Source organism: Mycobacterium montefiorense (assembly GCF_025823255.1).
In the GTDB taxonomy this organism is placed as follows: Bacteria; Actinomycetota; Actinomycetes; order Mycobacteriales; family Mycobacteriaceae; genus Mycobacterium; species Mycobacterium montefiorense.
This window is the reverse complement of the sequence record NZ_JACKVL010000017.1, coordinates 54574-80565: the sequence shown is the minus strand read 5'-3', so window position 1 is coordinate 80565 and position 25992 is coordinate 54574. Positions and strand designations below refer to the sequence as shown.

Annotated in this window: 22 protein-coding genes and 1 pseudogene; 11 read left to right on the top strand and 12 right to left on the bottom strand. The window is 64.3% G+C overall.

Annotated features, from left to right (window positions below; all coding sequences use genetic code 11):
* Positions 1–83 precede the first annotated feature (83 nt).
* The 4 genes from secE (at position 84) to rplA (ending at position 2637) form a co-directional block, all read left to right on the top strand.
* Positions 84–557, top strand: coding sequence for a preprotein translocase subunit SecE (gene secE, locus H7K34_RS20220; protein WP_264063865.1), 474 nt, complete (start codon positions 84–86; stop codon positions 555–557).
* Between the two features lie 34 nt (positions 558–591).
* Positions 592–1362: a transcription termination/antitermination protein NusG gene (gene nusG / locus H7K34_RS20215; protein ID WP_264063864.1), complete on the top strand. Its 771-nt coding sequence runs from the start codon at positions 592–594 to the stop codon at positions 1360–1362.
* 62 nt (positions 1363–1424) lie between these two features.
* Entirely contained in the window at positions 1425–1853 is a 429-nt protein-coding gene (rplK, locus tag H7K34_RS20210; protein WP_108926211.1) for a 50S ribosomal protein L11, read from the top strand.
* A gap of 76 nt (positions 1854–1929) precedes the next feature.
* On the top strand, positions 1930–2637 hold the full coding sequence (gene rplA / locus H7K34_RS20205; protein ID WP_264063863.1) for a 50S ribosomal protein L1: 708 nt from the start codon (positions 1930–1932) through the stop codon (positions 2635–2637).
* A gap of 2 nt (positions 2638–2639) precedes the next feature.
* Here the strand turns inward: rplA and H7K34_RS20200 are convergent, their stop codons facing one another.
* The 11 genes from H7K34_RS20200 to H7K34_RS20150 all read right to left on the bottom strand — a co-directional run bounded on the left by H7K34_RS20200 (position 2640) and on the right by H7K34_RS20150 (position 15056).
* Complete coding sequence (locus tag H7K34_RS20200; RefSeq protein ID WP_264063862.1) at positions 2640–3866, bottom strand: RNA polymerase sigma factor; 1227 nt, start codon at positions 3864–3866, stop codon at positions 2640–2642.
* 9 nt (positions 3867–3875) lie between these two features.
* A complete protein-coding gene (locus tag H7K34_RS20195) occupies positions 3876–4574 on the bottom strand; it encodes a YciI family protein (RefSeq protein WP_264063861.1) in 699 nt (232 codons plus the stop codon).
* 102 nt (positions 4575–4676) lie between these two features.
* Positions 4677–5573, bottom strand: a complete 897-nt coding sequence (gene mmaA4, locus H7K34_RS20190; protein WP_264063860.1) for a hydroxymycolate synthase MmaA4 — start codon at positions 5571–5573, stop codon at positions 4677–4679.
* Between the two features lie 145 nt (positions 5574–5718).
* Positions 5719–6600 carry a cyclopropane mycolic acid synthase family methyltransferase gene (locus tag H7K34_RS20185; protein ID WP_264063859.1) on the bottom strand — a complete coding sequence of 294 codons (882 nt, stop codon included), beginning with the start codon at positions 6598–6600 and terminating at the stop codon, positions 5719–5721.
* A gap of 146 nt (positions 6601–6746) precedes the next feature.
* On the bottom strand, positions 6747–7610 hold the full coding sequence (locus tag H7K34_RS20180; protein ID WP_264063858.1) for a cyclopropane mycolic acid synthase family methyltransferase: 864 nt from the start codon (positions 7608–7610) through the stop codon (positions 6747–6749).
* A 91-nt stretch (positions 7611–7701) separates the two neighbouring features.
* On the bottom strand, positions 7702–8565 hold the full coding sequence (locus H7K34_RS20175) for a cyclopropane mycolic acid synthase family methyltransferase (protein WP_264063857.1): 864 nt from the start codon (positions 8563–8565) through the stop codon (positions 7702–7704).
* A 151-nt stretch (positions 8566–8716) separates the two neighbouring features.
* Complete coding sequence (locus H7K34_RS20170) at positions 8717–9577, bottom strand: cyclopropane mycolic acid synthase family methyltransferase (RefSeq protein ID WP_264064804.1); 861 nt, start codon at positions 9575–9577, stop codon at positions 8717–8719.
* A 98-nt stretch (positions 9578–9675) separates the two neighbouring features.
* Positions 9676–10581: an alpha/beta hydrolase gene (locus H7K34_RS20165; RefSeq protein ID WP_264063856.1), complete on the bottom strand. Its 906-nt coding sequence runs from the start codon at positions 10579–10581 to the stop codon at positions 9676–9678.
* Complete coding sequence (locus H7K34_RS20160; protein WP_264063855.1) at positions 10581–11927, bottom strand: ABC1 kinase family protein; 1347 nt, start codon at positions 11925–11927, stop codon at positions 10581–10583. Before H7K34_RS20160 ends, H7K34_RS20165 begins: the two co-directional genes overlap by 1 nt.
* Positions 11928–12056: 129 nt before the next feature.
* Positions 12057–13505 (bottom strand): gamma-aminobutyraldehyde dehydrogenase, encoded by a 1449-nt coding sequence (locus H7K34_RS20155; RefSeq protein WP_264063854.1) that lies wholly within the window; start codon positions 13503–13505, stop codon positions 12057–12059.
* A 78-nt stretch (positions 13506–13583) separates the two neighbouring features.
* Complete coding sequence (locus H7K34_RS20150; RefSeq protein ID WP_264064803.1) at positions 13584–15056, bottom strand: APC family permease; 1473 nt, start codon at positions 15054–15056, stop codon at positions 13584–13586.
* A 693-nt stretch (positions 15057–15749) separates the two neighbouring features.
* Between H7K34_RS20150 and H7K34_RS20145 the strand changes: the two genes are divergently transcribed.
* From H7K34_RS20145 to H7K34_RS20120, 6 genes and pseudogenes are all read left to right on the top strand, one after another.
* A complete protein-coding gene (locus H7K34_RS20145) occupies positions 15750–16193 on the top strand; it encodes an Lrp/AsnC family transcriptional regulator (RefSeq protein ID WP_235616956.1) in 444 nt (147 codons plus the stop codon).
* The gene (locus H7K34_RS20140; protein ID WP_264063853.1) at positions 16190–17545 is read left to right on the top strand and encodes an aspartate aminotransferase family protein; all 1356 of its coding nucleotides are present in this window, start codon (positions 16190–16192) and stop codon (positions 17543–17545) included. The genes H7K34_RS20145 and H7K34_RS20140 overlap by 4 nt, the downstream gene beginning before the upstream one ends.
* A 546-nt stretch (positions 17546–18091) precedes the next feature.
* A complete protein-coding gene (ald, locus tag H7K34_RS20135) occupies positions 18092–19207 on the top strand; it encodes an alanine dehydrogenase (protein WP_264063852.1) in 1116 nt (371 codons plus the stop codon).
* Between the two features lie 113 nt (positions 19208–19320).
* On the top strand, positions 19321–23484 hold the full coding sequence (locus H7K34_RS20130; RefSeq protein WP_264063851.1) for a glycoside hydrolase family 38 N-terminal domain-containing protein: 4164 nt from the start codon (positions 19321–19323) through the stop codon (positions 23482–23484).
* Positions 23481–24097, top strand: a pseudogene (locus H7K34_RS20125) (DUF7158 domain-containing protein). Before H7K34_RS20130 ends, H7K34_RS20125 begins: the two are co-directional and overlap by 4 nt.
* Before the next feature lie 6 nt (positions 24098–24103).
* Entirely contained in the window at positions 24104–25009 is a 906-nt protein-coding gene (locus H7K34_RS20120) for an ROK family protein (protein WP_264063850.1), read from the top strand.
* Here the strand turns inward: H7K34_RS20120 and H7K34_RS20115 are convergent.
* Positions 25006–25341: a winged helix-turn-helix transcriptional regulator gene (locus tag H7K34_RS20115; protein WP_264063849.1), complete on the bottom strand. Its 336-nt coding sequence runs from the start codon at positions 25339–25341 to the stop codon at positions 25006–25008. The genes H7K34_RS20120 and H7K34_RS20115 overlap by 4 nt on opposite strands.
* A gap of 81 nt (positions 25342–25422) precedes the next feature.
* Between H7K34_RS20115 and H7K34_RS20110 the strand changes: the two genes are divergently transcribed.
* The gene (locus H7K34_RS20110; RefSeq protein WP_264063847.1) at positions 25423–25863 is read left to right on the top strand and encodes a DUF1772 domain-containing protein; all 441 of its coding nucleotides are present in this window, start codon (positions 25423–25425) and stop codon (positions 25861–25863) included.
* Positions 25864–25992 lie beyond the last annotated feature (129 nt).

Below are 25992 nucleotides of genomic sequence, written 5' to 3'. Positions count from 1 at the left end.
GCGAAGCGTGCCATGCTGGACACTAAGGTGCCCGATCAGCGCGGGACGAAGCGTGAGATAGCTAGCGAACAAAGGAGCATGCGGTGAGCGACGAAGGCGACGCTGCCAACGACGCCGCACGCGACGGCGGTGACACCGACGACAGCATGAGCGGTGGTCGAACGGCCGTGGTGACCAAGCCTGCGACGCGTCCGCAACGTCCGACCGGCAAGCGGTCCCGGCAGCGCGTGGCGGATGCCGACGACGTCGACGCAGAGTCCTCGGACGAGGCCGAGGACTCCAAGGAGGACAAGAAAACCCCGGCAGCTAAGAAGGCCGGAGCCGATAAGAAGGCCAAGAAGCCGAAGAAACCCGGGGACCGTACGGCTAACCCGTTCGTTTTCGTCTACAACTACCTCAAGCAGGTCGTTGCCGAGATGCGGAAGGTGATCTGGCCGAACCGCAAGCAGATGCTCACGTACACATCCGTGGTGCTGGTGTTCCTGGCGTTCATGGTCGCACTGGTAGGTCTCGCTGATTTGGGCCTGACAAAGCTCGTGCTGTTGGTGTTCGGCTGAGCTTTTCGACAGTGATAGAGAGGACTGACAAACCGTGACTACCTTCGACGGTGACACGTCCGCGGGCGAAGCGGTCGACGTAGACGCGCCCGCCGAGGTCGTCGAGGCCCCTGAGTCCGCGGGGACCCCCGAGGCGGCCGAGACGCCCGAGGCGGCCGCTGACGCGGGATCAGCCGAGGAGGCCGACCCTGCCGCCGCGCTCAAGGCCGACCTGCGCAGCAAGCCCGGCGACTGGTACGTCATCCACTCCTACGCGGGATACGAGAACAAGGTGAAAGCCAACCTCGAAACCCGTGTGCAGAACCTGGACGTCGGCGACTACATCTTCCAGGTCGAGGTGCCCACCGAAGAGGTCACCGAGATCAAGAACGGCCAGCGCAAGCAGGTCAACCGCAAGGTCCTGCCCGGCTACATCCTGGTGCGCATGGACCTCACCGACGACTCCTGGTCCGCGGTGCGCAACACCCCCGGCGTGACCGGATTCGTCGGCGCGACCTCCCGTCCGTCGGCGCTGCGGCTCGACGACGTGGTGAAGTTCCTGCTGCCGCCCGCGGCGACGAAGAAGGCCGTCAAGGGCGCTGCCACCACCGCTGCCGCCGCCGAGACGGGTGGCCTGGAACGTCCTGTCATCGATGTCGAGTACGAGGTCGGCGAATCGGTGACGGTCATGGACGGCCCCTTTGCCACGCTGCCAGCCACGATCAACGAGATCAACGCCGAACAGCAGAAGCTCAAGGTGCTGGTGTCGATCTTCGGCCGCGAAACACCCGTGGAACTCACCTTTACCCAAGTCTCCAAGATCTAGCCGGCCGTCCCGCTCGCGGGAACGGCTGGATGCATAAACCCAGGAAGGAACGTCAAAATCTCATGGCCCCGAAGAAGAAAGTCGTTGGGCTGATCAAGCTGCAGATCCAGGCCGGGCAGGCCAACCCCGCCCCGCCGGTGGGGCCCGCGCTCGGCCAGCACGGCGTCAACATCATGGAGTTCTGCAAGGCGTACAACGCCGCAACGGAAAACCAGCGTGGCAACGTCATCCCGGTGGAGATCACGGTCTACGAGGACCGCAGCTTCACCTTCGCGCTCAAGACGCCGCCCGCCGCCAAGCTGCTACTCAAGGCCGCCGGCGTGGGCAAGGGCTCGGCTGAACCGCACAAGACCAAGGTCGCCAAGGTCAGCTGGGATCAGGTGCGCGACATTGCCGAGACCAAGAAGGCCGATCTCAACGCCAACGACATCGACGCCGCCGCCAAAATCATCGCCGGCACCGCCCGGTCGATGGGGATCACCGTCGAGTAATCCTCAGCACCACCACCGTGGGAGGGCCAGCTTCGGCCCGAATTAACCACGACCCAACACCAGATTGGATAGATCAATGAGCAAGAACAGCAAGGCCTACCGCGCCGCCTCCGAGAGGATCGATCGCGACAACCTGTACACCCCGCTAGAGGCTGCCAAGCTGGCCAAGGAGACATCCTCGTCGAAGCAGGACGCGACTGTCGAGGTGGCGATCCGGCTCGGTGTCGACCCGCGTAAGGCCGACCAGATGGTCCGCGGCACGGTCAACCTGCCGCACGGCACCGGCAAGACCGCCCGCGTCGCCGTGTTCGCCGTGGGCGACAAGGCCGAGCAGGCCCAGGCCGCCGGCGCCGACATCGTCGGCAGCGACGACCTGATCGAGAAGATCCAGGGCGGCTGGCTGGAGTTCGACGCCGCGATCGCGACCCCCGACCAGATGGCCAAGGTCGGTCGCATCGCACGTGTGCTGGGTCCGCGCGGCCTGATGCCGAACCCCAAGACCGGCACCGTGACGCCCGACGTCGCCAAGGCCGTCACCGACATCAAGGGCGGCAAGATCAACTTCCGCATCGACAAGCAGGCGAACCTGCACTTCGTGATCGGCAAGGCATCTTTCGACGAGAAGAACCTCGCGGAGAACTACGGTGCCGCGATCGACGAGGTGCTGCGGCTCAAGCCGTCGTCGTCCAAGGGGCGCTACCTGAAGAAGATCACCGTGTCGACGACGACCGGCCCGGGCATTCCGGTGGACCCGTCGGTCACCCGCAACTTCTCCGAGGGCTAAACCTACCCACCACACTCGGCGATACGCCGCCGCAAAAAGTCGCGCCCCGGCTCAGAACCGTTCGAGTGCAACGCCGTTCGATACCAGGCGAGAGCTTCGGTGGGCCTCCCCGCGCGCCGCAGCAGATCGGCCCTTACCATCGCGACCAGATTCGACCGCGTCAGCCGGGGATCGCGCGCCACTTCGTCCAGTGCGCTCAGACCGGCGGCGGGGCCGTCGCGGAAGCCCACCGCCAGCGCGCGGTTCGCGCCCGCCACCGGCGAGCCCGTCAACGCCAAGAGCCGGTCATAGGCCGTGCAGATGGTGGTCCAATCGGTGTCCGCCCAGGACGTGGCCGTAGCGTGTAGTGCGGCGATCACCGCCTGGGGCAGGTAGGGGCCCGTCGACCCCTGGGCCCGCCGCAACCGGTCCAACCCGCGCGCGATGCGGCCGCGGTCCCACTCGCGGCGGTCCTGTTCTTCCAGCGGTACCAGCCTCCCGACATCATCGACCCGGGTTGCCCGCCGCGAGTCGTGCAGCAGCAGCAAGGCGGCCAGGGCGTGTGCCTCGCGCTCGTCCGGCATCAACGCGCATAGCTCGCCGGCCAGCCGAACGCCCTCGTCGCACAGTTCGTCGCGAATCGCCGAGGGGCCCGCGGTGGACCAATACCCCTCGGTGAACACCGAGTAGATGCAGCCCAGCACGTGTGGTGTCCGCTCTCCCAACAGCTCCGCGGGCGGCACCCGCAGCGGAATGTTGGCGTGGCGAATCTTGTTCTTGGCGCGCGTGATTCGCTGACCAATGGCGGTGTCCGTCTGCAGCAATGCCCGGGCGATCTCGGCGACGGTCAACCCAGACACCAGCCGCAGCGTGAGCGCCAATTGTGACTGTCGGTCCAGCGCCGGATGCGCACAGGTAAACATCATCCGCAGTTCGTCGTCGCGAACCGCATGTGGATCGGTCCGGTCGGTGCGTGCTCTGATGTCGTCCACGTAGCTTCTCCAAGCCGCCAATTCCTTTCCGGGACGGACAGATTCGCGGCGCAGCCGATCCCGGGCGCGGTTGCGGGCGACAGTGACCAGCCACCCGCCGGGGTTATCGGGCATACCGTCGTCGGGCCAGCTGCGCAGCGCCTCGGTGCAGGCCTCCTGGACGGCGTCCTCGGCGACGGCGAGGTCGCCCGACCACCGCGCGAGCGCGGCGACGGCGGGCCCCCATTCGCGCCGGAAGACGCCGTCCAGGTTGGTCATTGCGGGCGGTCAGAGTGCCGAGACGCCAGCCAATTGCCGCAGCTGCACCGTCGAAGCGGGGATCATCGACGCGATCTTGACGGCCTCGTCGCGATCCGCCGCGCCAATCAGGTAGATCCCGGTGGCGATTTCGGCGCCTTCCACATACGGCCCGTCGGTGATCAGGACTTCGCCATCGCGCACCCGCACGGTCGTCGCGGTGGACCGATCGTGCAGCGCGGCGCCGCCGATCACATGATCGCCCGCGGCCGCGTGCAGATCAGCGTGCTTTGCCGCCACTGCTTCCCATTCCGGTGTGCCGGGCGTATGTGCGGTTGCCGGCGGTTCCAGCAGCAGCGCGAGCCAGTCGTTGCCGGTGAGCTCGCGGGACGGCTCAATCGAGTGGACTTCCGGCCACAACTCCACGGCGCCGTATGTGGCGATCGGGATATCGCGGGCCAGTGCCAGCGCCTCGTCCAGGTTTTCCGCCTCGAACACGTAGTAGCCGCACGCCACCTCGGCGGCCTCGGCGAAGGGGCCGTCGGTGACCATCGGCGCATCCGGGCCGCCGGTGAGGACCACCGCAGCGGCAGCGGGTGTCAGCGCGTCTCCGGCTTTGATCGCCGGACCGGCCTTGGTGTGGAAGTTCACCCATGCTTGCATCGCGGCGGCGGGATCGTCGGGTGTGCGGTCTTGTTCCTTGCTGATCAACAGCGCGAAATACTGCATGTTCGTCACCTCCGGTAGTGAGCGAAGCCTCGTGCTCCACTCTCTACCTATCCGACGAACGACGCAGCCCTAATCCGACAGCTGCGGCGATATGGGGCCCAATTAGTTCGAGGCGCCCGGCTTGAGGTAAGTCACCAGGCTGCAGTCGAGAATCTCGTAATCGAAATAGTGCTCGCAGCCGCGCAGGTACTTCATGTAGCGGTCGTAGACCTCTTCGGACGTGACCTCGATGGCCTTGTCCCGGTTGGACTCCAGCGTGTCACCCCAGATGTGCAGCGTCTTGACATAGTGCGGCTGCAGCGAGAGTGGTTCGGGGACAACAAATCCCGCCTTTTCGCCGTGTTCGACCATCATCTCGGTGGTCGGCAGACGGCCGCCCGGAAAGATCTCGGTGACGATGAACTTGATGAAGCGCACCGTTTCGAAGGTCAGCTTCTTGCCGCGGGCATTCATGTTGTAGGGGTGGTAGCTGACGCTGCTTTGGACGGTCATCCGGCCGTCGTCGGGCATGACGTCAAAACACCGCTTGAAGAAATCGTCGTAGTTCTCGTGTCCGAAGTGCTCGAACGCCTCGATCGACACGATCCGGTCGACCGGCTCGGTGAAGTCCTCCCAGTTCTGCAGCCGCACCTCACGCGAGCGGTTGGTGTCGATTCCGGCCAGCACCTGCTCGGCACGTGCGTGCTGATTCTTGGAAAGCGTCAGCCCGATCACATTGACGTCGTACTTCTCGATCGCGCGGCGGATGGTGGTGCCCCACCCGCAGCCGATGTCCAGCAGGGTCATGCCCGGCTTGAGATCCAGTTTGTCCAGGTTGAGGTCGATCTTGGCGTATTGGGCCTCTTCGAGGCTCAGGTCGGGGGGCTCGAAGTAGGCGCAGCTGTAGGTCCGGGTGGGGTCCTGGAATAAGGCGAAGAAATCGTCGGAGACGTCGTAGTGCGCCTGGATGTCTTCGGAGCGCGTCCGGATCTTCGTCGCACTAGTCGGTTGCTCAGCCATTGTCGTTTAGTTCTCCTGAATTCACTACTTCAAACCCATTGCCCACCGTCACCCGATTGACCAGCAACGATACTCACCCTTGATCGGACCGCTTAACCGCCGGCATTGCTGCGCACCCGGCGCCCCCGTTGCCCGACACATGAGTCTACTTTTCCAGCGTGAACTGGTTGCAGTCGATGTAGCCCACCCGGAATGCATTGGCGCAGCCGGTCAGGAACTTCATGTACCGCTCGTACATCTCCTCGGACTGCATCTCGACGGCCTGGTCCTTGTGCGCCTGCAAGGCCTGCGCCCACAGGTCGAGGGTCTGGGCAAAGTCCGACTGCAGCGAATGGCGGCGGGTCACATTGAAACCCACCTTGGCGCAGTGGTCCTGGACCTTCTCGATCGACGGCAGCCGGCCCCCCGGGAAGATGTCGTTCAGGATGAACCGGATGAATTTCGCCATCTCGATGGTCACCGGGATGCCGCGCTCCGTCATCTGCTTTGGATGCAGCGCCGTGATCGAGTGCAGCAGCATCACCCCGTCTGCAGGCATGGAGTTGTAGGCGAATTTGAAGAAGTCGTCGTAGCGTTCGAAACCAAAGTGCTCGAGTGCCTCGATGATCACGATACGGTCGACGGGCTCGGTGAACTCTGCCCAGTCGCTCAGCAGCACCCGACGCGACCGGCTCGAGTCGACGGTGCCGAGCACCTGCTTGCAGTAGGCGTACTGGTTCCTGGACAGGGTCACCCCGACGACGTTGACGTCGTATTTCTCGATCGCACGCTTCATCACCGAACCCCAGCCGCAACCGATGTCGAGCAGGGTCATGCCCGGCTCCAGTCCGAGCTTGTCCAGCGTCATATCCAGCTTGGCGAGCTGCGCCTCCTGCAGCGACATGCCCTGGCGGGGAAAGTATGCGCAGCTGTAGGTGCGGGTCGGATCCTGGAACAGCGCGAAGAATTCGTTGGAAATGTCGTAGTGCGCTCGGACATCGGCCGCGTTGGACCGCGTCCGGGTGGCACTTGCTGAACTACTTGTCATATGTCCCCCCGATGGACAGGCACCTCGGCGAGGAGGCTATGCCGGGGACCCTACACGTGGCCAGGCGCATCTCTGGCATTTGAGGTGTGATGCCACTGGGTTTCTCGATGGCAGGTCCGCCACCCCTCAGTGTGACGACGTGATCGTTACTTCTCCAGGGTGAATTGGTTGACGTCGATGTAGCCGACCCGGAACGCGTCGGCGCAGCCGGTCAGGTACTTGATGTAACGCTCGTACACCTCTTCGGACTGGATCTCGATGGCCTCGTCCTTGTGCGATTCCAGGGCGGCGGCCCAGAAATCGAGTGTCCTGGCGTAGTGCGGCTGCAGCGATTGGCGGCGGGTCAACCGGAAACCGTGCTTCGACGAGTGGTCCTGGACCTTCTCGATGGAGGGTAGCCGGCCGCCCGGGAAGATCTCGGTGACGATGAACTTGATGAAGCGGGCCATGTCGAACGTGAGCGGGATGCCGCGTTCGGTGCACTGCTCTGGCTTTAGACCGGTGATGGTGTGCAGCAGCATCACGCCGTCGTCGGGCAGGACGCCGCGGGCCATCGTGAAGAAGTCGTCGTAGCGGTCGTGGCCGAAGTGCTCGAACGCGCCGATCGACACAATGCGGTCGACGGGCTCGTCGAACTGTTCCCATCCTTCCAGCAGCACCCGTCTGGTTCGCGGAGTCTCCATTTCGTCGAAGGACTTCTGCACATGGGCGGCTTGGTTTTTGGACAACGTCAGGCCGACGACGTTCACGTCGTGCTTCTCGACCGCGCGGCGCATGGTGGCGCCCCAGCCGCAGCCGACGTCGAGCAGCGTCATGCCGGGCTGCAGTCCCAGCTTGCCGAGCGCCAAGTCGATCTTCGCGATCTGCGCCTCTTCCAGCGTCATGTCGTCGCGCTCGAAGTACGCACAGCTGTAGGTCTGGGTGGGATCCAGGAACAGCCGGAAGAAGTCGCCGGACAAGTCGTAGTGAGCCTGCACATCGGCGAAGTGCGGGGTCAGTTTTCGAGCCATGACAGTGAGCCTTCCTGACGAAACGCACCTAAAGATACCGTGCGCAAGCCGCAGGGCCAGCTATTCGATCCCGCAGCTCAAGGCTGCCGATTTACTTAACCAAGGTGAATTGGTTGACGTCGACGTAGCCTTGCCGGAATTTGTCGGCGCAGCCGGTCAGGTATTTCATGTAGCGCTCATAGACCTCTTCGGACTGGATCTCGATGGCCTCGTCCTTGCGTGCCTGCAGCGCCTGCGCCCACAGGTCGAGGGTCCTGGCGTAGTGCGCCTGCAACGACTGGCGGCGAGTCAGCCTGAAACCGGCTTGGCTCGAATGGTCTTCCACCATCGGGATTTTCGGCAACCGGCCGCCCGGGAAGATCTCCCGCTGAATGAAGATGATGAAGCGCAGCAGATCGATGGAGATGGGTAGACCCTGGTCGACGATTTCCTGTTTCGTGAAATCGGTGATCGTATGCAGCAGCATCACGCCGTCGCCGGGCATCACGTGGTAGGCCATTTTGAAGAAGTCGCTGTAGCGATCGTGGCCGAAATGCTCGAATGCGCCGACCGACACGATGCGGTCGACGGGTTCGTCGAACTCCTCCCAGCCGGCCAGCATCACACGCGTGCTCCGTGCGGTGTCCATTTCGTCGAACGACTTCTGCACGTGGGCGGCCTGGTTTTTGGACAGCGTCAGGCCGACGACGTTCACGTCGTACTTTTCGACCGCGCGGCGCATGGTTGCGCCCCAGCCGCAGCCAACGTCGAGCAGGGTCATGCCGGGCCGCAGACCCAACTTGCCCAGCGACAAGTCGATCTTGGCGAGCTGCGCCTCTTCTAGCGTCATATCGTCGCGCTCGAAGTACGCACAGCTGTAGGTCTGGCTGGGATCCAGGAACAGTCGGTAGAAGTCATCCGACAGGTCATAGTGCGCCTGCACGTCTTCAAAGTGTGGTGCCAGTTTTTGAGTCATCAGTGTTACGCCCTCCCCGTAAAGCCCACCGAAAATCCCCCGAGCCGAGTGGGTGGAATTTTATTACTCAGCATCTGTCCGGTTTGACGAACGGTGAAACCTCGCAGTTCAACGCGAATGTCATGTCGGGCGTGTCGCGGGCGGCAACGCCCTATTTGGTGAGGGTGAACTGGCCGACGTTGGAAATGCCTTTGCGGAAGAGGCCCGCGCAGCCGGTGAGGTAGCGCATGAACCGGTCGTAAACCTCTTCGGACTGGACGGCGATGGCGCGTTCGCGATTGGCCTCCAGATTGGCCGCCCACATGTCCAAAGTCCGCGCGTAATGCGGTTGCAGATACTGGGTCTGCTCGAGCGAGAAACCGCTGGCTCGTGAAAGGTCGACGATGTCGGGTTCGCCGCACATCTGCCCGCCGGGGAAAATCTCCTTGCCGAGGAAGTGCAGGAACCGCAGATCATTCATCGTGATCGGGATGCCGTGCTCTTTCCAGTACGACTGGGGATGCGTGAAGATGCTGTGCATCAGCATCCGGCTGCCGTCGGGGAGCGTCTCATAAGCCCAGTCCCAGAACGCGGGCCAACGCTCCTTTTTGAACGCGTCGAACGCCTCGAAGCTGATGATCCGATCGACGTGGTCGTCGAACTCTTCCCAGCCCTGCAGACGGGCTTCGGTCCGCCTCGTGGTCGGGACCGCGGCCAGCCTTTCTTTGGTGCGCGCGTAGTGATTTCGGCTGAGCGTGATGCCGATGACATTCACGTCGTATTTCTCAGCCGCTCGGACGACGGCTCCGCCCCAGCCGCATCCGACGTCGAGCAGCGTCATTCCCGGCTCGAGGTTCAGCTTGTCCAGCCCGAGGTCCAGCTTCGCCAGCTGCGCCTCTTCCAGCGTCATGTCATCGTTCTTGAAGTACGCGCAGGTATAGACCATGTTGGGGTCTAAGAACAGCGCGAAGAAGTCATCCGAAATGTCGTAAGTAGCCTGCGACTCTTCGTAATACGGCTTCAGTTTCGTCACCATCACGTCCCCTTCAGTGTTAACGCTACAACGCTGTGAGACCCCGCGGGAAAATCACCACGAACTATGAACGCCGAAGCCGCCTGCTCGACTCTGACTCAGCTGGCCTCGGCGAAATTGCCAGTCAAAACACCGATCACCGGATCCCACAGCTGCTGTGGCAGATCATGTCCCATTCCCTCGAATAACACCAATCGGGCTCCAGCTATTGCCCTCGCGATCGCCCGTCCGCCGAAAGGCCGCATGAGTTTGTCGGACCGACCGTGGATGACAACTGTCGGTGCCACGATGCGGCGGTCGTGGTGGGCCAGGCTCCCGCTTCCCAGAATTGCGCTGAATTGCCCGACGACGCCTTGCGGGTAGTAGTTGCGGTCGTATCCCTCGGCGGCCTCGGCGCGAACCTGCTCGTCGGGTATCCGGTAGCGCGGGCTGCCGATGATCCTGCTCACCCGGACCGCGTAGTCCAGGATCACGTCACGGGGTGAGCTCGGGGGCGGGCCTTTGAGGAGCGCCAGCAGTGCGCGTGGTGCCGGCGGCGGCAGGAATGCCGAGTTATTGCTGGAGAAGATGACCCCGAGGGTTCGGGTCCGCTCAGCGAACTGCGCGGCGAAGACCTGGGCGATCATCCCGCCCATCGACGCCCCGACGATGTGGGCAGCCTCGACGCCCAGATGATCAAGCACGGCTGCGGCGTCGTCGGCCATGTCCTCGAGCGTGTAAGTCGCCTTGCTGGGCAGACCCACAAAGGAGCGGGCCAATCGCGTGACCAGTGGCTGTCCGACGCTGCGGCGCTCGGTTTTGCCGGACAGGCCGACATCGCGGTTGTCGTAACGGATTACCCGCAGGCCCTGGCTGACCAGCCTCTCGCAGAACTCGGTCCGCCACAGCAGCAGCTGCGCGCCGAGCCCCATGATCAGCAGCACGGGCGGGTCGTCGATATCGCCCATGTCCTCGTAGTAGAGCTTCAGGTCGCCCGCAGCGGCGCTGCCGCTGCGAATTTCCATCAGACCTCGACGTCTGACTGATGCTCGCGGCTGACCTCGACCATGAAGTTGGCGAAGTACCCCGTCAGCTGGGGGTCGGACATCATCTGCCATTTCGGTGCCAGCAGCTTCATGTATCGCTCGACGTAGAGGAACTGCTTGCCGATCAACACCAACTCGCGGGGCAGCTTGACGTCGTAGGCGTCGGCCAGTGTCGACAGTTGCCGCCCGATGTCGGCATAGGACATGTCGCCCAGCGTCTGCATGGTCAGCGGGGTGGCGAACTTCTCCAAATCCTTGGCGGCCTCGGCTTCGGGCTTCATCGTGCCGACGGCCCCCATCAGCACGACGATCTTGCCCGCCGCGGCGTGGTCCTTTTTGACCAGCAGGGCGTACACCAATTCGCGCAGCAGCCAACGGGTGCGCGGGTCGATGCGGCCCATGATCCCGAAGTCGAAGAACACGATGCGGCCCTGGTCGTCCACGTAGAGGTTTCCGGCGTGCAGGTCGCCGTGGAACAGCCCGTGCCGCAGCCCGCCTTCGAAAAGCGAGAACAGCAGCGCCTTCACCAGCTCGGTGCCGTCGAACCCGGCCTTGCGGATGGCGGCGACGTCGTCGATGCGGATGCCCTGCACCCGCTCCATCGTCAGCACCCGATCGCTGGTGAAGTCCCAGTGCACGGTCGGCACCCGGATGTTGCGCCCCAGCGGCGACACGTGCAGGTGCGAGACCCACGCCTCCATCGACTGCGCCTCGAGGCGGAAATTCAGCTCCTCGGCCAGGTTGGCGGAGAAGTCGGCGACCACGTCCTGTGCCGAGAGCCGGCGGCCCAGCTTGGCCAGCTCGACGGCTTGGGCGAAGCGTTTGAGGATCTGTAGGTCGGCGGCGACGCGGCGGCGGATGCCGGGGCGCTGGATCTTGACGACGACCTCCTCGCCGCTGTGCAGCGTGGCGTAGTGCACCTGGGCGATGGAGGCGGACGCGAACGGGGTTTCGTCCCACTTGGCGAACAGGTCGGCCGGGTCGGCGCCGAGCTCGTCGACGAACAGCCTGTGCACTTCGCCGGAGTCGGCCGGCGGCACCCGGTCGAGCAGGCCACGGAATTCGCGCGACAGCGATTCGCCGAACGCGCCCGGGCTGGACGCGATGATCTGCCCGAACTTCACATACGTCGGTCCGAGGTCGGCGAAGGTCTGGGGGAGCTGTTTGATCACCTTTTGCTGCCACGGCCCTTTGCCTGACAGCTTGGCGACGACGCGGCCGGCGGAGCGGGTGAGCTGCCAACCAGTAACTGCGACTCGGGCCGCTTCGACCGGCAACGGCACCCGGTCCAGCTTGGCCAAGTCTCGGTGTTTGGTAGAACTCATCCCAGCAGTCTGCCAAACCGGGGTAAGCAAGAACCAATTCTTCTGCGCGTGCCTGCAGCGGGAGGCTGTGGATGGGCATCCAACTGGTGGTTGCAATGGCCGCTGCCGCGAACGAGAGGGCTGACGGGCTTAGGCCTGAAACCCGTGCCAGTGCATCACGTGTTTGATCCGGGTGTAGTCCTCTAGGCCGTACATTGAGAGGTCTTTGCCGTAGCCGGAATGTTTGAACCCGCCGTGCGGCATCTCGGCTGCCAGCGGAATATGGGTATTGATCCAAACACAGCCAAAATCCAGCTGGGCGGCCACGCGCGCGGCGGTGTCAACGTTTTTCGTCCACACCGAGGACGCCAAGCCGTATTCGGAGCCATTGGCCAACTCAAGCGCCTGGTTTTCATCGCTGAACCGCTGGGCGGTCACGACGGGTCCGAAAATCTCGGTCTGGACCAACTCGTCGTCCTGGCGTAGGTCAGCGATCAGGGTGGGCTCGTAAAAGAAGCCAGGGCAGTCTTTCCGCTCGCCGCCGGCAAGAATTCGAGCATGTGCAGGCGTGCGGGACACCAGCTCGGAGATGCGGTGCATTTGGTCGGCGTTGTTGATCGGCCCGAACAAGATGTCCTCATCCGTCGGGTCGTAGCCGGCCTTGGTGGTGGCGACCGATTCGACCATCGCGGACAGGAACTCGTCATAGATGTCGTCGTGGATGATGATCCGGGTGGCCGCGGTACAGTCTTGACCGGCGTTGAAATAGCCTGCGGCCGTGAGCCCCCCGACCGCGGCACCGATGTCGGCATCATTGAAGATAATCACCGGAGCTTTGCCGCCAAGTTCCAGGTGAGCACGCTTAAGGTCATTGGCCGCGCTGGCTGCCACGGCCATGCCGGCTCGGGTGGATCCGGTGATCGACACCATCCGCGGCACCGGGTGCGCGACGAGCGCGGCACCCGTTTCACGACCGCCGCACACCAAATTGCACACCCCGGGTGGGAAGATCTCCTGCATCTTCTCCACCATCCAGTAAGACGATGCCGGCGTGGTATCGGATGGCTTGAGCACCACGGTGCAGCCAGCGGCTAACGCCGGAGCGAACTTCCATACCGCCATCATCATCGGGTAGTTCCACGGCGCTACCTGCGCGACCGGGCCGACCGGCTCACGACGGATCGACGAGGTATGCCCGCGCAAGTATTCGCCTTGTGAGCGACCTTCGAGTACTCGCCCTGCACCGGCAAAGAATCGGATCTGGTCGACCATCGGGGGAATCTCCTCCGACATGGTTAACGAGATCGGCTTGCCCGTGTTCTCGCTCTCGATCGCGACGAGCTCACTGGCGTTGTCCTCGATGACATCTGCGAGTTCCAGCAGCGCGCGCTGGCGTTCACTGGGGGTGGACCAGCGCCACGATTCGAATGCCGCCGCTGCCGCCTTAAACGCCTCATCTACGTCCCTGGCAGAGGAGTTCGGCGCCGATGCATATACCTCCCCCGTCGACGGGTTGACGAGATCCATCGCGTGGCCGTCGGCCGCTGCCTGGACTTGCCCTCCGATGATGTTGTAGAAGGACTTCTTTTCCGGTAACACGATCACCTCTTGGAGTTGTTTGTTCTCAACGTTGGGTATCCGGGCCGGCGCCCGCGTGACTTGCGGGGACGCGGAGGGTCATCGCAGGACACGGCTGGCCTGAGCCGTGGAAGTGGCCGCGGCCGAAAAGAACTTGGGCCGCAATATCCGCATCACAATCATCAAAACGAAACCGAGCAACAAAATGCCAAAACCCAGATAGAAGACCAACCCGATGCCCCCAATGGAGGCGCCGCTGCCATGGCTGGGGTTCATGCTCTCGCCTTCCGAGATCACGAAGACGAGCGCCAGCATGACTCCGCCCAGCAGTGGGAAGAGAAACTTGAACAGCGCGTTGCGGATGCTGTGGAAGAGCACCTTGCGGAAATACCATACGCATGCGAAAGCGGTGATTCCGTAGTACCAGCACACCAGAATGCCAAGTGCTGCAACAGTATCCAGCAAGACTCTATCGGACAGCAATCTTACGATGACATAGAAGGCACTAGTGATGAGGCCAGCCGCGACAGTGCTGAAGACCGGCACCCGGAAGCGCGGGCTCATCCGTGCGAAGCGTTTGGGAAAGGCCTCGCTGGTACCCATGGCAAGCATGCATCGCGCGGCAGGCAGGATCGTGGTCTGTACGCTGGCTACCGCCGATGCAAGGATCGCCAAGAACAGTAGCTGGCTACCCCAGCTGCCGAGCACCGGTTGTGCCAGAGCGCCGAATGCGTTGTCCGAGTTGGCTGGATTTCCCAGACCCAACCCCTTGGTGCCGACGCTGGCGTACATCATCACTGCCACACTCACCAGCAAGTAGGTAAGCAGAACCGTGACGACGCACAGCATCCCGGCGCGGCCCGGCACTTTTTCGGGATCTTTGCATTCTTCCCCCAGGGTGAGGCAGGTGTCCCAACCCCAGAAGGCGAACACCGAACCGGTGACACCAATGACGAACGCGCCCACGGTAATACCGGTGAAGGGGTTGAACCAGTCGAGGCTGAAGCTGAGGTCGGTCGGCCCGTACCCCTGATCAGGACTAACGCTCACGATGGCCGCGATCGCGAAGCCCACCAGTACCACTATCTGGAAGCACACCAGCGCCCGTTGGAGTCGTGCGCTAGTTTCAATGCCGCGACTCGAAATCCAGGTTGCCACGACGATGAACGCCAGCGTAGTGACAATGTCGATCCATTTGTTCGCAGCCAGATCGGCGATTCCAGGATCATGAAACAGGCCTGCGAGGAACAAGTAGAAGAACTGAACCGCTACGGCGGCTGTGTTCGAAAGGACGATGATCGTCGCGATCACCATCCCCCAACCGCACATCCATCCCACGTAGGGCCCAAATGCCTTGGTGGACCACGTAAACGATGCTCCGCAGTCAGGAGAATCAGAGTTAAGTTCGCGGTACGCGAAGGCGGTCAGGAGCATCGGGATGAAGCCGCCGATAAATACCGCTGGCATTTTGAGTCCGACTGAGGCGACGATAAGGCCAATGCTTGCCGTCAGCGTGTAACCTGGTGCGACGCAGGAGATGCCGAGTATGGCACCAGAGAACGTGCCCACCATCCCGGCGGCTAGACCCTTGTCAACCGTTCCGCCGCCCCCAGGGCCGTGGCCATTGCTAAGTGGCGTACTTGACGTTGAAATCGCTAATTGGCCGAGCTCCGATTCGGTGTCGGTCATGACGGGCCGTTCACCCGCGGTGTATCGGTACTTGGCAGGGACAATCGCCTGCATCGAGTTGCGTGGCCAGTCGGGTTGAGACCGCTCGTTCGGGAGGCACCCCGCTGGAGCGCTTGCACCACAACGACAATTTGCCAAGGTTGTCCAGATCCATTTGCAGGAGCCCCTTCGATCATGCTGCCTGGATAAAAACACCGATAGCCGAGGTATTCGCGATCAACGACTGTCACGTCGCGCAGCACCGTATGCCGACGCGCGCGCCGTACATCAGGTAGAGCAGCGGTACCCACCGACAGCCATTCTCTGGCTGGCACGTTTTCCACTGCTCCGCCGGTGACTGTTGATCAACCCCCTGCCAACGACACAGTTGGTGTCATGGAGCGAACATAGCCGACCGCCATGCGTGTGGCTACTGATTCCATGTAAAATCCGTGTTTAGCCGATTGATTTCGTGTTTCAGTTGCATCTTTGACATGGATTTAGTACATAATGTCTCCTATGGGTAATTCCGTCGTTCCCGCGGGCGAGGAGCCGGCGCCGCGTTGCGCTCCCGGTGCGCTGAACCAGGGCGCGGCGATGCTCGATGAGTTGTCCAAAACGATCATCGAGATCCTGCAGGAAGACGGCCGGTCTTCTTACGCGAAGATTGCCAAGACCGTTGGGTTGTCGGAGGCAGCGGTCCGTCAGCGCGTACAACGGCTGATTGACTCCCGGGTGGTTCAGATCGTGGCCGTCACCGACCCAATGCAGCTCGGATTCGCCCGCCAGGCAATGATCGGTATCCGCTGTGCCGGCGACACCAACAAGCTCGCCGCTCAACTGGCGGCTATCGACTCGATCGATTACGTGGTGCTGACTGCAGGGTCTTTCGACCTGATCGTCGAGGTGGTCTGCAAAGACGACGGGGACCTGCTCGACCTACTCAACAGCAAGATCAGGGCGCTGGCCGGAGTCATCTCCACCGAGACGTTCGTCTACCTGAAACTCGTTAAGCAACAATACAATTGGGGGACCCAATGACAGAAGCTTCCACCAAGAGCGCAAACCATCTGTGGGGTCACTTCGCCCGCCACGGCGCCGGCATCACACCTCCGATCATTACCCGGGGCGAGGGCGTAACCGTCTGGGATGATCGGGGCAAGAGCTACCTCGACGGGTTGTCGGGATTGTTTGTCGTGCAGGCCGGTCACGGCCGTCGCGAACTCGCCGAGGCCGCCGCGCGGCAGGCGGAGACACTTGCTTTCTTCCCGCTGTGGTCGTATGCCACTCCGACCGCGCTCGAGCTGGCCGAACGCCTGGCGCACTATGCACCCGGCGACGACAACCGAGTGTTCTTCACCACCGGCGGCAGTGAGGCCGTCGAGTCGGCCTGGAAACTTGCAAAGCAGTACTTCAAGCTGACCGGTAAACCCGGTAAGTACAAGGCGATTTCGCGATCAGTCGCCTACCACGGGACACCCCATGGCGCGCTAGCCATCACCGGCGTGCCCGCGTTTCAGGCGCCGTTTGCACCGATCACCCCCGGCGGCGTGCGAGTCCCGAATACAAACTTTTATCGGGCGCCCGCGCGGTTTGACAACGATCTGAAGGCGTTCGGGCTGTGGGCGGCCAACCGGATTGCCGAGGCCATTGAGTTCGAAGGGCCCGATTCGGTAGCGGCGGTCTTTTTGGAGCCGGTGCAAAACGCGGGCGGATGCTTCCCGCCGCCGCCAGGTTATTTCGAGCGGGTACGTGAAATCTGTGATGAGTACGACGTGCTGCTCGTTTCCGACGAGGTGATCTGTGCGTTTGGTCGGGTAGGAGCGATGTTCGCGTGCGACGAGTTTGGCTACGAGCCCGACATCATCACCTGCGCCAAAGGCTTGACGTCGGGCTACTCCCCGCTTGGGGCGATGATCGCCACGGGCAAGCTATTCGAGCCCTTTAATGACGGTAAGACGACGTTTTCGCACGGCTACACCTTCGGTGGGCATCCGGTGTCGTGTGCGGTGGCGCTGGCCAATCTCGACATCTTCGAGCGTGAGGACCTCAACGATCACGTGAGAAGGACGGCGCCCGCCTTCCGCGCCACCTTAGAAGGTTTGCTTGATCTGCCGATCGTTGGCGATGTACGCGGCGAGGGATTCTTCTACGGCATCGAGCTGGTCAAGGACAAGGCCACCAAAGAAACCTTCAATGCCGACGAGAGTGAGCGGCTGCTACGCGGCTTCTTGTCGGGGGCGCTACTCGAGGCTGGACTGTATTGCCGCGCCGACGATCGTGGCGATCCGGTGGTCCAATTGGCGCCCCCGCTGATCAGCGGCCAAAAGGAATTCGACCAGATCACGCAGATTCTGCGCAGTGTCCTCGCGGAAGCCTGGTGTCGGCTGTAGCCATTGCCTGACGTTGCGAGGCGCCGCTGCGCGAGCTGAGCGACATCGTGCGCAAAGTTGTACTCGGCGGATGTCTAGCGGATCGACGGTGCCGAGACGCGAAATAGATTGTAAGTGAGGAACATTGACTGAAATCGACTTCAGTGAGGCATTCGCCTTGGTTGATAACGGACTTCATCCTTGCCGTCAGTGCGATGACGGCGAGCCGCGACGGCGATGGCCGTTCGGTCGGAGATTTCGGCAGCGCCGCCGCGTGCTTTTCAGCGGCGGTCCAAAAACTCATGCCGAGCTTCGAGCGAAACGCGCCAAGCGTCGCGGCCGTTGATCGTGCGCCAATCTGCCACGCACACAACCGCACCCGAGAGCCCTGACTCAACACCTAGCAACGAGAGGAGGCGCGCCGGGTTGCCGAAGATTCATCGTGGAGTTCCGCCTCGCACACCGTGGGATCGATAAATATTCGAGTTTCTGCGACAGGCTTGCGAATAGGGCAGGTCTTCTTCGTCGTTGGGACGACCTTTCCGTACCTTCTTCAGAGGAGTCACTATGCGTGTCGGCGTACCGGCCGAGATCAAGAACAATGAGTTTCGCGTAGCGATCACCCCCGCCGGGGTCGCAGAACTCACCCGACGTGAACACGCCGTCGTCATCCAGGCTGGAGCCGGCGAAGGCTCTGCGATATCTGATGCGGATTTCAAAGCCGCCGGCGCAGAAATCGCTGACACCGCCGACCAGGTATGGGCGCAGGCTGACCTCTTGCTCAAGGTCAAAGAACCCATTGAGGCCGAATACACCCGGATGCGCCGCGACCAGACGCTGTTCACCTACCTGCACCTGGCAGCGTCGCGACCGTGCACCGATGCGCTGCTTTCGTCCGGCACGACGTCCATTGCCTATGAGACGGTGCAGACTGACGACGGTGCGCTGCCGCTGCTTGCCCCGATGAGCGAAGTCGCCGGCCGGCTGTCGGCTCAGGCCGGCGCCTACCATCTGATGCGCACCCATGGCGGGCGCGGAGTGCTGATGGGTGGTGTTCCGGGCGTAGCGCCTGCAGATGTTGTGGTCATCGGTGGTGGGACGGCCGGGTACAACGCCGCCCGTGTTGCCAGTGGGATGGGTGCTGACGTGACGATCTTCGACATCAACATCAACCGGTTGCGCGAGCTTGACGCGGAGTTCGGCGGCCGCATTCAGACACGCATTTCGTCTGCGTACGACCTGGAGTCTGCGGTCAAAGACGCCGATCTGGTCATCGGAGCGGTATTGGTGCCCGGCGCCAAGGCGCCCAAGCTGATCCCGAACTCTCTTGTCGCGCACATGAAGCCGGGCTCAGTGCTAGTGGATATCGCGATTGACCAAGGCGGATGCTTCGAGGACTCCCAGCCGACCACACACGATGATCCGACATTCACGGTGCACGACAGCGTGTTTTACTGTGTCGCCAACATGCCGGGTGCGGTGCCGAGGACGTCGACCTACGCCCTGACGAATGCGACCATGCCTTACGTACTGAAACTGGCCGGTCTCGGCTGGCGAGCGGCATGCACGTCCGATCCGGCGCTGGCAAAGGGTTTGTCGACCCACGATGGAAAATTGCTGTCGGAACAACTGGCAGCCGACCTAGGTCTCCCGTCAGCCGATCCGGCCGCAGAGCTGGTTTAGGGGCTCGGGAATCTGGCGCGCAAGCCTCCGTTGAACGTGGCGCACCAACTGAATTGATGACGTGCAGGATCACTGATCGCACCGACCAGGCGGCCGCGAGTTAAGGTGCGGGCATGCAGCTGGTTTCGGCGCAGTCGACCGAACTGTTCGTCGGGCCGCCCGAAGTGCCATTACAGCTGGCCCGGGTTGTTGTCGGCGAGGTAGCAGAGCCGACGCCGATCCGTATCGACGGCGACGGCCTGAGCGGGCAAGGGCTCGCCAGCGTGGGCGACGAGATCGTCGAGATTCCGGTGACGGTGCGCAGGCCGGTCGTCGGGCAACGGCGGGCCGCTCGGGTGCGTGCCGGCGGCGCCAGCGCGCAGTTCGAGTTCACCGTGGCCGAGCCTGGCTGGACGATGTACATGGTCAGCCATTTCCACTACGACCCGGTCTGGTGGAACACGCAAGGCGCCTACACCAGCGAATGGCGCGAAGACCCGCCTGGTCGACAAGCCAACGCTTTCGAATTGGTGCATGCGCACTTGGAAATGGCCCGCCGCGAGCCCGAGTACAAGTTCGTGCTCGCGGAGGTGGATTACCTCAAGCCGTACTGGGACACCCACCCCGAGGACCGTGCCGATCTTCGGCGCTTTATCGCCGACGGTCGAGTCGAAATCATGGGCGGCACCTACAACGAACCCAACACCAACCTCACCAGCCCGGAGACGACGATCCGAAACCTGGTGCACGGCATTGGTTTTCAGCGCGACGTGCTGGGTGCTGACCCGGCGACGGCATGGCAGCTCGACGTGTTCGGCCACGACCCGCAGTTTCCCGGGATGGCCGCCGATGCCGGGCTGACGTCGAGTTCGTGGGCTCGCGGACCGCACCACCAGTGGGGCCCGACCCACTCAGGCGGCGTCGAGGGCATGCAATTCTGCAGCGAGTTCGAATGGATCTCCCCATCCGGCCGCGGTCTGCTCACCCACTACATGCCGGCGCACTACGGCGCGGGCTGGGGGATGGATTCGTCGGCCTCGCTGGCCGAGGCCGAGCAGTCCACCTATGCGTTGTTCGATCAGCTCAAGAGGGTCGCGCTGACACGCAACGTACTGCTGCCCGTCGGCACCGACTACACCCCGCCGAACAAGTGGGTCACCGAAATCCACCGCGATTGGGCCGCGCGCTACACCTGGCCGCGATTCGTGTGCGCGACACCGCGCGAGTTCTTCGCCGCGGTGCGCGCCGAGCTGGACGAGCGGGGGTCGGTGCCGTCGCCGCAAACGCGCGACATGAACCCGATCTACACCGGCAAGGACGTCTCCTACATCGACACCAAGCAGGCCAACCGGGCAGCCGAAACGGCGGTGCTGGATGGCGAGCGTTACGCGGTGTTCGCCGCGCTGATGACCGGCGCCGACTACCCGCATGCCGCCTTGGCCAAGGCGTGGGTGCAGCTGGCCTACGGGGCGCACCACGACGCGATCACCGGCTCCGAATCCGATCAGGTGTACCTCGACCTGCTGACCGGTTGGCGCGACGCGTGGGAGCTGGGTCGCGTGGTCCGCGACAACTCGTTGGCGGCGCTGTCGCGTGCAATCGACAGCCCGGCGGATGCCGTCGTGGTGTGGAACGCATTGACACACCAGCGCACCGACGTCGTCACCGCCCGGGTTGATCCGCCGCTGGCCGCCGGGGCGCGGGTGCTCGACGCCGGCGGTGCTGAGCTGCCGGCGCTGGTCGAGCATGATGGTCGGTCGGTCAGCTGGTTGGCTCGCGACGTCCCGTCGCTGGGCTGGCGGGCCTATCGGCTGGTTCCCGCGGACCAGGTCACCGGCTGGGAACCGCTGTCCGGGCACCAGATTGAAAATGAGCATTACCGGTTGGCCGCCGATCCGGCTAGGGGCGGGGCGGTGGTGTCGCTCGTTCAGGACGGCCATCAGCTGATCGCGCAGGGACGGGTGGGCAACGAACTCGCCGTCTACGACGAATATTCCGCACACCCGCAGCAGGGTGAGGGTCCTTGGCATCTGCTGCCCAAGGGGCCGGTGGTGTGCTCGTCGGAATCGCCGGCGCAGGTGCGGGCCTACCACGGACCGCTCGGTCAGCGACTCGTCGTGCACGGCCGGATTGGCGAGATGCTGCGCTACACCCAGACCTTGACGTTGTGGCGCGGCGTGGCCCGGGTTGACTGCCGCACCACCATCGACGAGTTCACTGGCGAGGATCGGTTGCTGCGGCTGCGCTGGCCGTGTCCGGTGCCGGGCGCCATGCCGGTCAGCGAGGTGGGCGACGCCGTCGTCGGCCGAGGGTTCGCGTTGCTGCACGAAGGGTCGCGGTCGGTCGACACCGAGCATCTGCCCTGGACGCTGGACAACCCGGCATACAGCTGGTTCGGGCTTTCATCGGCTGCCAGGATTCGATTGGGAGACAACGATATTCGTGCAATATCGGTGGCCGAAGTGGTGTCACCGTCGGAAACTGCGTCCGGCCCGCTGGCGCGTGGGCTGATGGTCGCGCTAGTCCGCGCCGGCGTCACGGCCACCTGCAGCGGCGCCGGCAAACCTCGCTACGGCAACCTCGCGGTTGACTCCAACCTGCCCGATGTCCGCATCGCGCTCGGCGGCCCGGACCGCAACGAATTCACGAAAGCGGTTCTGGCCGAGGCCAATCCGGTGTATGCCAAAGAGCTCGTTAGCCAACTGGCGAAGACCGGCCGGGCTCGGGTGTGGGTGCCGGCGGCGGCGCCGTTGGCGGCGGCCTGGGTGCCCGGCGCCAACCTGAGTGCGGTGCTTGCGCTGCCTGTGCTGGTGATCGACGGCGCCGACGACAGCCGCCTCGACGCCGAGATCGCTTCCGTAACAGCTGATCTCGATGACGCCGAGATCGTCGTCAAACAACAGGCCGGGCCCGGTACCCAACAGTTCGAATCCCGCACAGTCGCGTTGCTAAATCGCGGCGTGCCGAGCTTCGCCGTCGACACCGAAGGCACGCTGCACACCGCGCTATTGCGGTCCTGCACCGGCTGGCCGTCGGGCACCTGGATCGACGAGCCGCGCCGCACCGCACCCGACGGCTCCAACTTCCAACTTCAGCACTGGACACACCATTTCGACTACGCACTGGCAGGTGGGGACGGCGACTGGCGGCACGCCGAGATCCCGACCCGTAGCGCGCAGTTCTCCCATCCGCTGCGCGCGGTATTCCCGAACCAGCGACGAGGCGACCTGGCGCCGACCGGATCGCTGCTGCACGTCGAGCCCGCCGACACGGTGCATCTCGGGGCGTTCAAGGCGGCCGGCAACCCACTGACTGCCGGTCGTGCCGAGCCCGTCGACCCGGGCGCGGTGGCACTGCGGCTGGTCGAAACGACGGGTTCGCGCGCCCGCGTCTCGATCGGCTGCCCGCTCGGCAAGCTGGGCGGAATGCAGCTGGCCGACCTGCTGGAGGCACCGCGGTCGCGCAAGCGATCGGTGGAACTGCACGGGTACCAGGTCGCCACCGTGCTGGCCCGGCTAAAGATCCCCAAGGCATTCGACGAGCCCAGCGCACTGGGCCCGGACGCCGAGATCGCTCAGCCGCTGTATGCGCGCTACTGGCTGCACAATCGCGGGCCCGCACCCCTGGGCGGCCTGCCGGCCGTCGCGCATCTGCACCCGCAGCGGGTCACCGCCGAGCCGGGTGCTGAGCTGGCGTTGCGGGTTACCGCGGCCAGCGACTGCACCGACGCGCAGCTGCACGGCGCTGTTGTACTGACGTGTCCGGACGGCTGGACGGCGACACCCGCGGAGTTACCGTTCACGCTGGGCTGCGGCGAGCACCGGGAGGCCGATGTGGGGCTGGCAATTCCGGCCGATGCCGCGCCCGGGCTGTACCCGCTGCGGGTGCAGTTGCGCATCACCGGCGACAAGGTTCCGGCCGCTTGGCGGCAGACGGTCGAGGATGTGTGCGTCGTGGAGGTCGGCGCGGGCCAGGACACCGAGCTGGTCTACCTCGTCGACGGGCCCGACCAGATCGCGCTGCGCGGCGGCGAGACGGCCTGCCTGGCTGTGACGATCGGCAGCCATGCCCGGGCGGACCTGTCGGCCGAGGCGCATCTGATCAGCCCCTGGGGCACCTGGGAGTGGATCGGTCCGGCCAGCCTCGGTACGGTGCTGCCGGCCCGCGGCACCGTCGAACTCGGCTTCGACGTCAGCCCGCCCGTGTGGTTGGAACCCGGCGAATGGTGGGCCCTGATCCGGGTCGGCTGTGCCGGCCGGCTGGTCTATTCGCCCGCGGTCAAGGTGACCGTGACATGAGCGTGCACCCGGTTGCTACCGTCGCCGGCACGCCCGTCGCGGTCGAGGAAGTCGACGCGGCCGAGGCGCGACTGCGCAACGGCCCAGCCGCTGCCGCGCTGCCGGCCAGCCGCACCAGCGAGGGCCGCCAACTGCGGCGCTGGCTGACGCACTGCTGGTAACTGAACGCGTGCTCGCGGCTGAGATCGCAGCCCGCGGATTGACCGCGCACGGCGCACCGGCCGAGGACGAGCTGCTGCCCGACGTGACGGCTCGGCTGGAGATCGGCAGCGTGGCAGCGGCGGCGCTGGGGGACCCGCGGGCCCGGGCGCTGTTCGCCGACGTGACCTCGGCGGTCCGGGTCAGCGATCGCGAGGTGGCTGACTACCACGCCCGCAATCCGCTGCGGTTCGCCGCGGCGCGCCCCGACCAGCACGGCTGGCTCGCGCCGTCGTCCGTCGCGCCGCCGCTGGCCCAGGTCCGGTCCGCGATCACCGAGCACTTGGGTGGCGCCGCGCGGCGCCGTGCCTTCCGGATGTGGCTGGATGCCCGACGGTCCGCACTGGTCGAGCTTGCTCCGGGCTACGAGCACCCCGGCGACCCGCGCCAACCCGACAACACCCATCGGCACTGATCCGCCATGCTCACTCTCTGCCTGGACATCGGTGGCACGAAAATCGCTGTGGGCCTTGCTGATTCCGAAGGGTCGCTGGTGTACACCGCGACCCGGCCCACCCCGGCAGGCGGTTCAGCCGATCAGGTGTGGGCAGTGGTCGCCGCGATGATCGCCGAGGCGTTGGCGGCGGCCGACGGTGTGGTGCGTGCGGTGGGCATCGCCTCGGCGGGCCCCATCGACCTGCACAGCGGAACGGTCAGCCCGATCAACATCGAGGGCTGGCAAGGGTTTCCGCTACGGGACCGGGTCGCCGCCGCGGTGCCCGGCGTGCCGGTACGGCTGGGCGGCGACGGCGTATGCATGGCACTCGGCGAACACTGGCTCGGCGCGGGGCGGGGTGCGCGCTTCCTGTTGGCGATGGTGGTGTCGACCGGTGTGGGCGGCGGATTGGTGCTCGACGGGGCGCCCTATCCCGGGCGCAGCGGCAATGCCGGGCACGTCGGTCACGTGGTGATCGAACAAGACGGCGAGCCGTGTACCTGCGGGGGCCGCGGCTGCGTCGAAACGGTGGCGGCCGGACCCTGGCTGGTGCGCTGGGCGCGGGCTCACGGCTGGTCCGCACCGCGCTCAGCCGACGCCCGCGAGCTGGCCGCCGCGGCGACGGCCGGCGACGAGGTCGCGTTGCGTGCGTTCGACAGGGGCGCCACCGCGCTCGCGATGATGATCGCGTCGGTGGCGGCGGTTTGCGACCTGGACCTTGTCATCATCGGGGGAGGCGTGGCCAAATCCGGGCACCTGCTGTTCGACCCGCTGCGCGCGGCGCTGGCCGGTTACGCCGGGCTGGATTTTCTGTCCGGTCTGCGCGTGGTGCCGGCCGCTCTCGGCGGCGAGGCCGGCCTGATTGGTGCGGCCCGGCTTGCGGGAGCCTAACCAACTTCGTTGCGTTGCATGTGCTTTCGTCCCCAGTCGCACAAGCTCGCCAGCACCGGGCCCAGCGTCAATCCGTACTCGGAAATCGAGTAGTGCACGCAGGGCGGAACGGTGCGGGCGTCGTGGCGCTGGATGATCCCGGCGTCAACCAGCTCGTGCAGGTGACGGATCAGCATCCGTTCGGTGATGCCCGGGATGCTGCGCCGCAGCTCGGCAGTGCGCAGCGGTCCGTCGTACAACCGCCAAAGGATGGTGCCCTTCCAGCGGCCGTCGATCACCGACAGCGCGGCGTCGATCGGGCAGTCGCCGACTTCCTTTTTTGATACTGGCATTGCAGTTCCCAGCCTCGCAGCTATACTGACTAATTTGTCAATACCGTGATATTTGGCAGCATAACAGCCAGGGTCGTTCTGATGAGCGACATTCTGAACGCGGTTGCGGTTATGGTCACCGGCCCGATGGTGGGGGTGGAGTTATCGGTCGCCGCGTTCTTCAACCCACTGTTCGCGCGGCTGCCCGACGATGCCTTCCGCGCGGCGCGCGGGCGGGCCGCGCGGGTCCTGGGTGCGGTGATGCCGTTCTGGTACATGGGCACCCTGTTGGTCCTGGCCGTCGCCGCCGTCCGCGCGTGGGGCGGGACGGCCGGCTGGCTGTGTGGCGTCGCCGCGGGTCTGATGGCCGCCGCCGTGCTGTTGACGGTGACGATGTTGGTGCCGATCAACAATCGCATCGCGAAGTGGCCGGCCACCGGTGAGATATCGCGCGAGCTTGCGGCGCGCTGGGACCGTCTGCACTGGCTGCGGGTGCTGGTGCTGCTGGCCCTGCTGGCTCTGCTGAGTGTCGCCGTCACCTGAGATTCGCCGTTTTGGTGACCAGAGCTTGTCACGCTATTCTTGGTCCCGATCCACCGAAGACCGTCGGTCACCGAGCAATCGGTCGAAGGTCCGGGACATCCCGGCGGCCCACGCAGGAGGACGAGGCAT

What these genes read in the sequence shown, in the direction of transcription:
- H7K34_RS20165 (WP_264063856.1), bottom strand. Translation starts at nt 10,581, where the DNA reads ATGGAAATTCGCAGCGGCAGCGCCGCTGCGGGCGACCTGAAGCTCTAC.
- rplA (WP_264063863.1), top strand. Translation starts at nt 1,930, where the DNA reads ATGAGCAAGAACAGCAAGGCCTACCGCGCCGCCTCCGAGAGGATCGAT.
- H7K34_RS20195 (WP_264063861.1), bottom strand. Translation starts at nt 4,574, where the DNA reads ATGCAGTATTTCGCGCTGTTGATCAGCAAGGAACAAGACCGCACACCC.
- H7K34_RS20110 (WP_264063847.1), top strand. Translation starts at nt 25,423, where the DNA reads ATGAGCGACATTCTGAACGCGGTTGCGGTTATGGTCACCGGCCCGATG.
- rplK (WP_108926211.1), top strand. Translation starts at nt 1,425, where the DNA reads ATGGCCCCGAAGAAGAAAGTCGTTGGGCTGATCAAGCTGCAGATCCAG.
- H7K34_RS20130 (WP_264063851.1), top strand. Translation starts at nt 19,321, where the DNA reads ATGCAGCTGGTTTCGGCGCAGTCGACCGAACTGTTCGTCGGGCCGCCC.
- mmaA4 (WP_264063860.1), bottom strand. Translation starts at nt 5,573, where the DNA reads ATGGCTGAGCAACCGACTAGTGCGACGAAGATCCGGACGCGCTCCGAA.
- H7K34_RS20200 (WP_264063862.1), bottom strand. Translation starts at nt 3,866, where the DNA reads ATGACCAACCTGGACGGCGTCTTCCGGCGCGAATGGGGGCCCGCCGTC.
- H7K34_RS20145 (WP_235616956.1), top strand. Translation starts at nt 15,750, where the DNA reads ATGCTCGATGAGTTGTCCAAAACGATCATCGAGATCCTGCAGGAAGAC.
- H7K34_RS20115 (WP_264063849.1), bottom strand. Translation starts at nt 25,341, where the DNA reads ATGCCAGTATCAAAAAAGGAAGTCGGCGACTGCCCGATCGACGCCGCG.
- H7K34_RS20140 (WP_264063853.1), top strand. Translation starts at nt 16,190, where the DNA reads ATGACAGAAGCTTCCACCAAGAGCGCAAACCATCTGTGGGGTCACTTC.
- H7K34_RS20185 (WP_264063859.1), bottom strand. Translation starts at nt 6,600, where the DNA reads ATGACAAGTAGTTCAGCAAGTGCCACCCGGACGCGGTCCAACGCGGCC.
- H7K34_RS20180 (WP_264063858.1), bottom strand. Translation starts at nt 7,610, where the DNA reads ATGGCTCGAAAACTGACCCCGCACTTCGCCGATGTGCAGGCTCACTAC.
- H7K34_RS20175 (WP_264063857.1), bottom strand. Translation starts at nt 8,565, where the DNA reads ATGACTCAAAAACTGGCACCACACTTTGAAGACGTGCAGGCGCACTAT.
- H7K34_RS20120 (WP_264063850.1), top strand. Translation starts at nt 24,104, where the DNA reads ATGCTCACTCTCTGCCTGGACATCGGTGGCACGAAAATCGCTGTGGGC.
- H7K34_RS20160 (WP_264063855.1), bottom strand. Translation starts at nt 11,927, where the DNA reads ATGAGTTCTACCAAACACCGAGACTTGGCCAAGCTGGACCGGGTGCCG.
- H7K34_RS20150 (WP_264064803.1), bottom strand. Translation starts at nt 15,056, where the DNA reads ATGGTGGGCACGTTCTCTGGTGCCATACTCGGCATCTCCTGCGTCGCA.
- ald (WP_264063852.1), top strand. Translation starts at nt 18,092, where the DNA reads ATGCGTGTCGGCGTACCGGCCGAGATCAAGAACAATGAGTTTCGCGTA.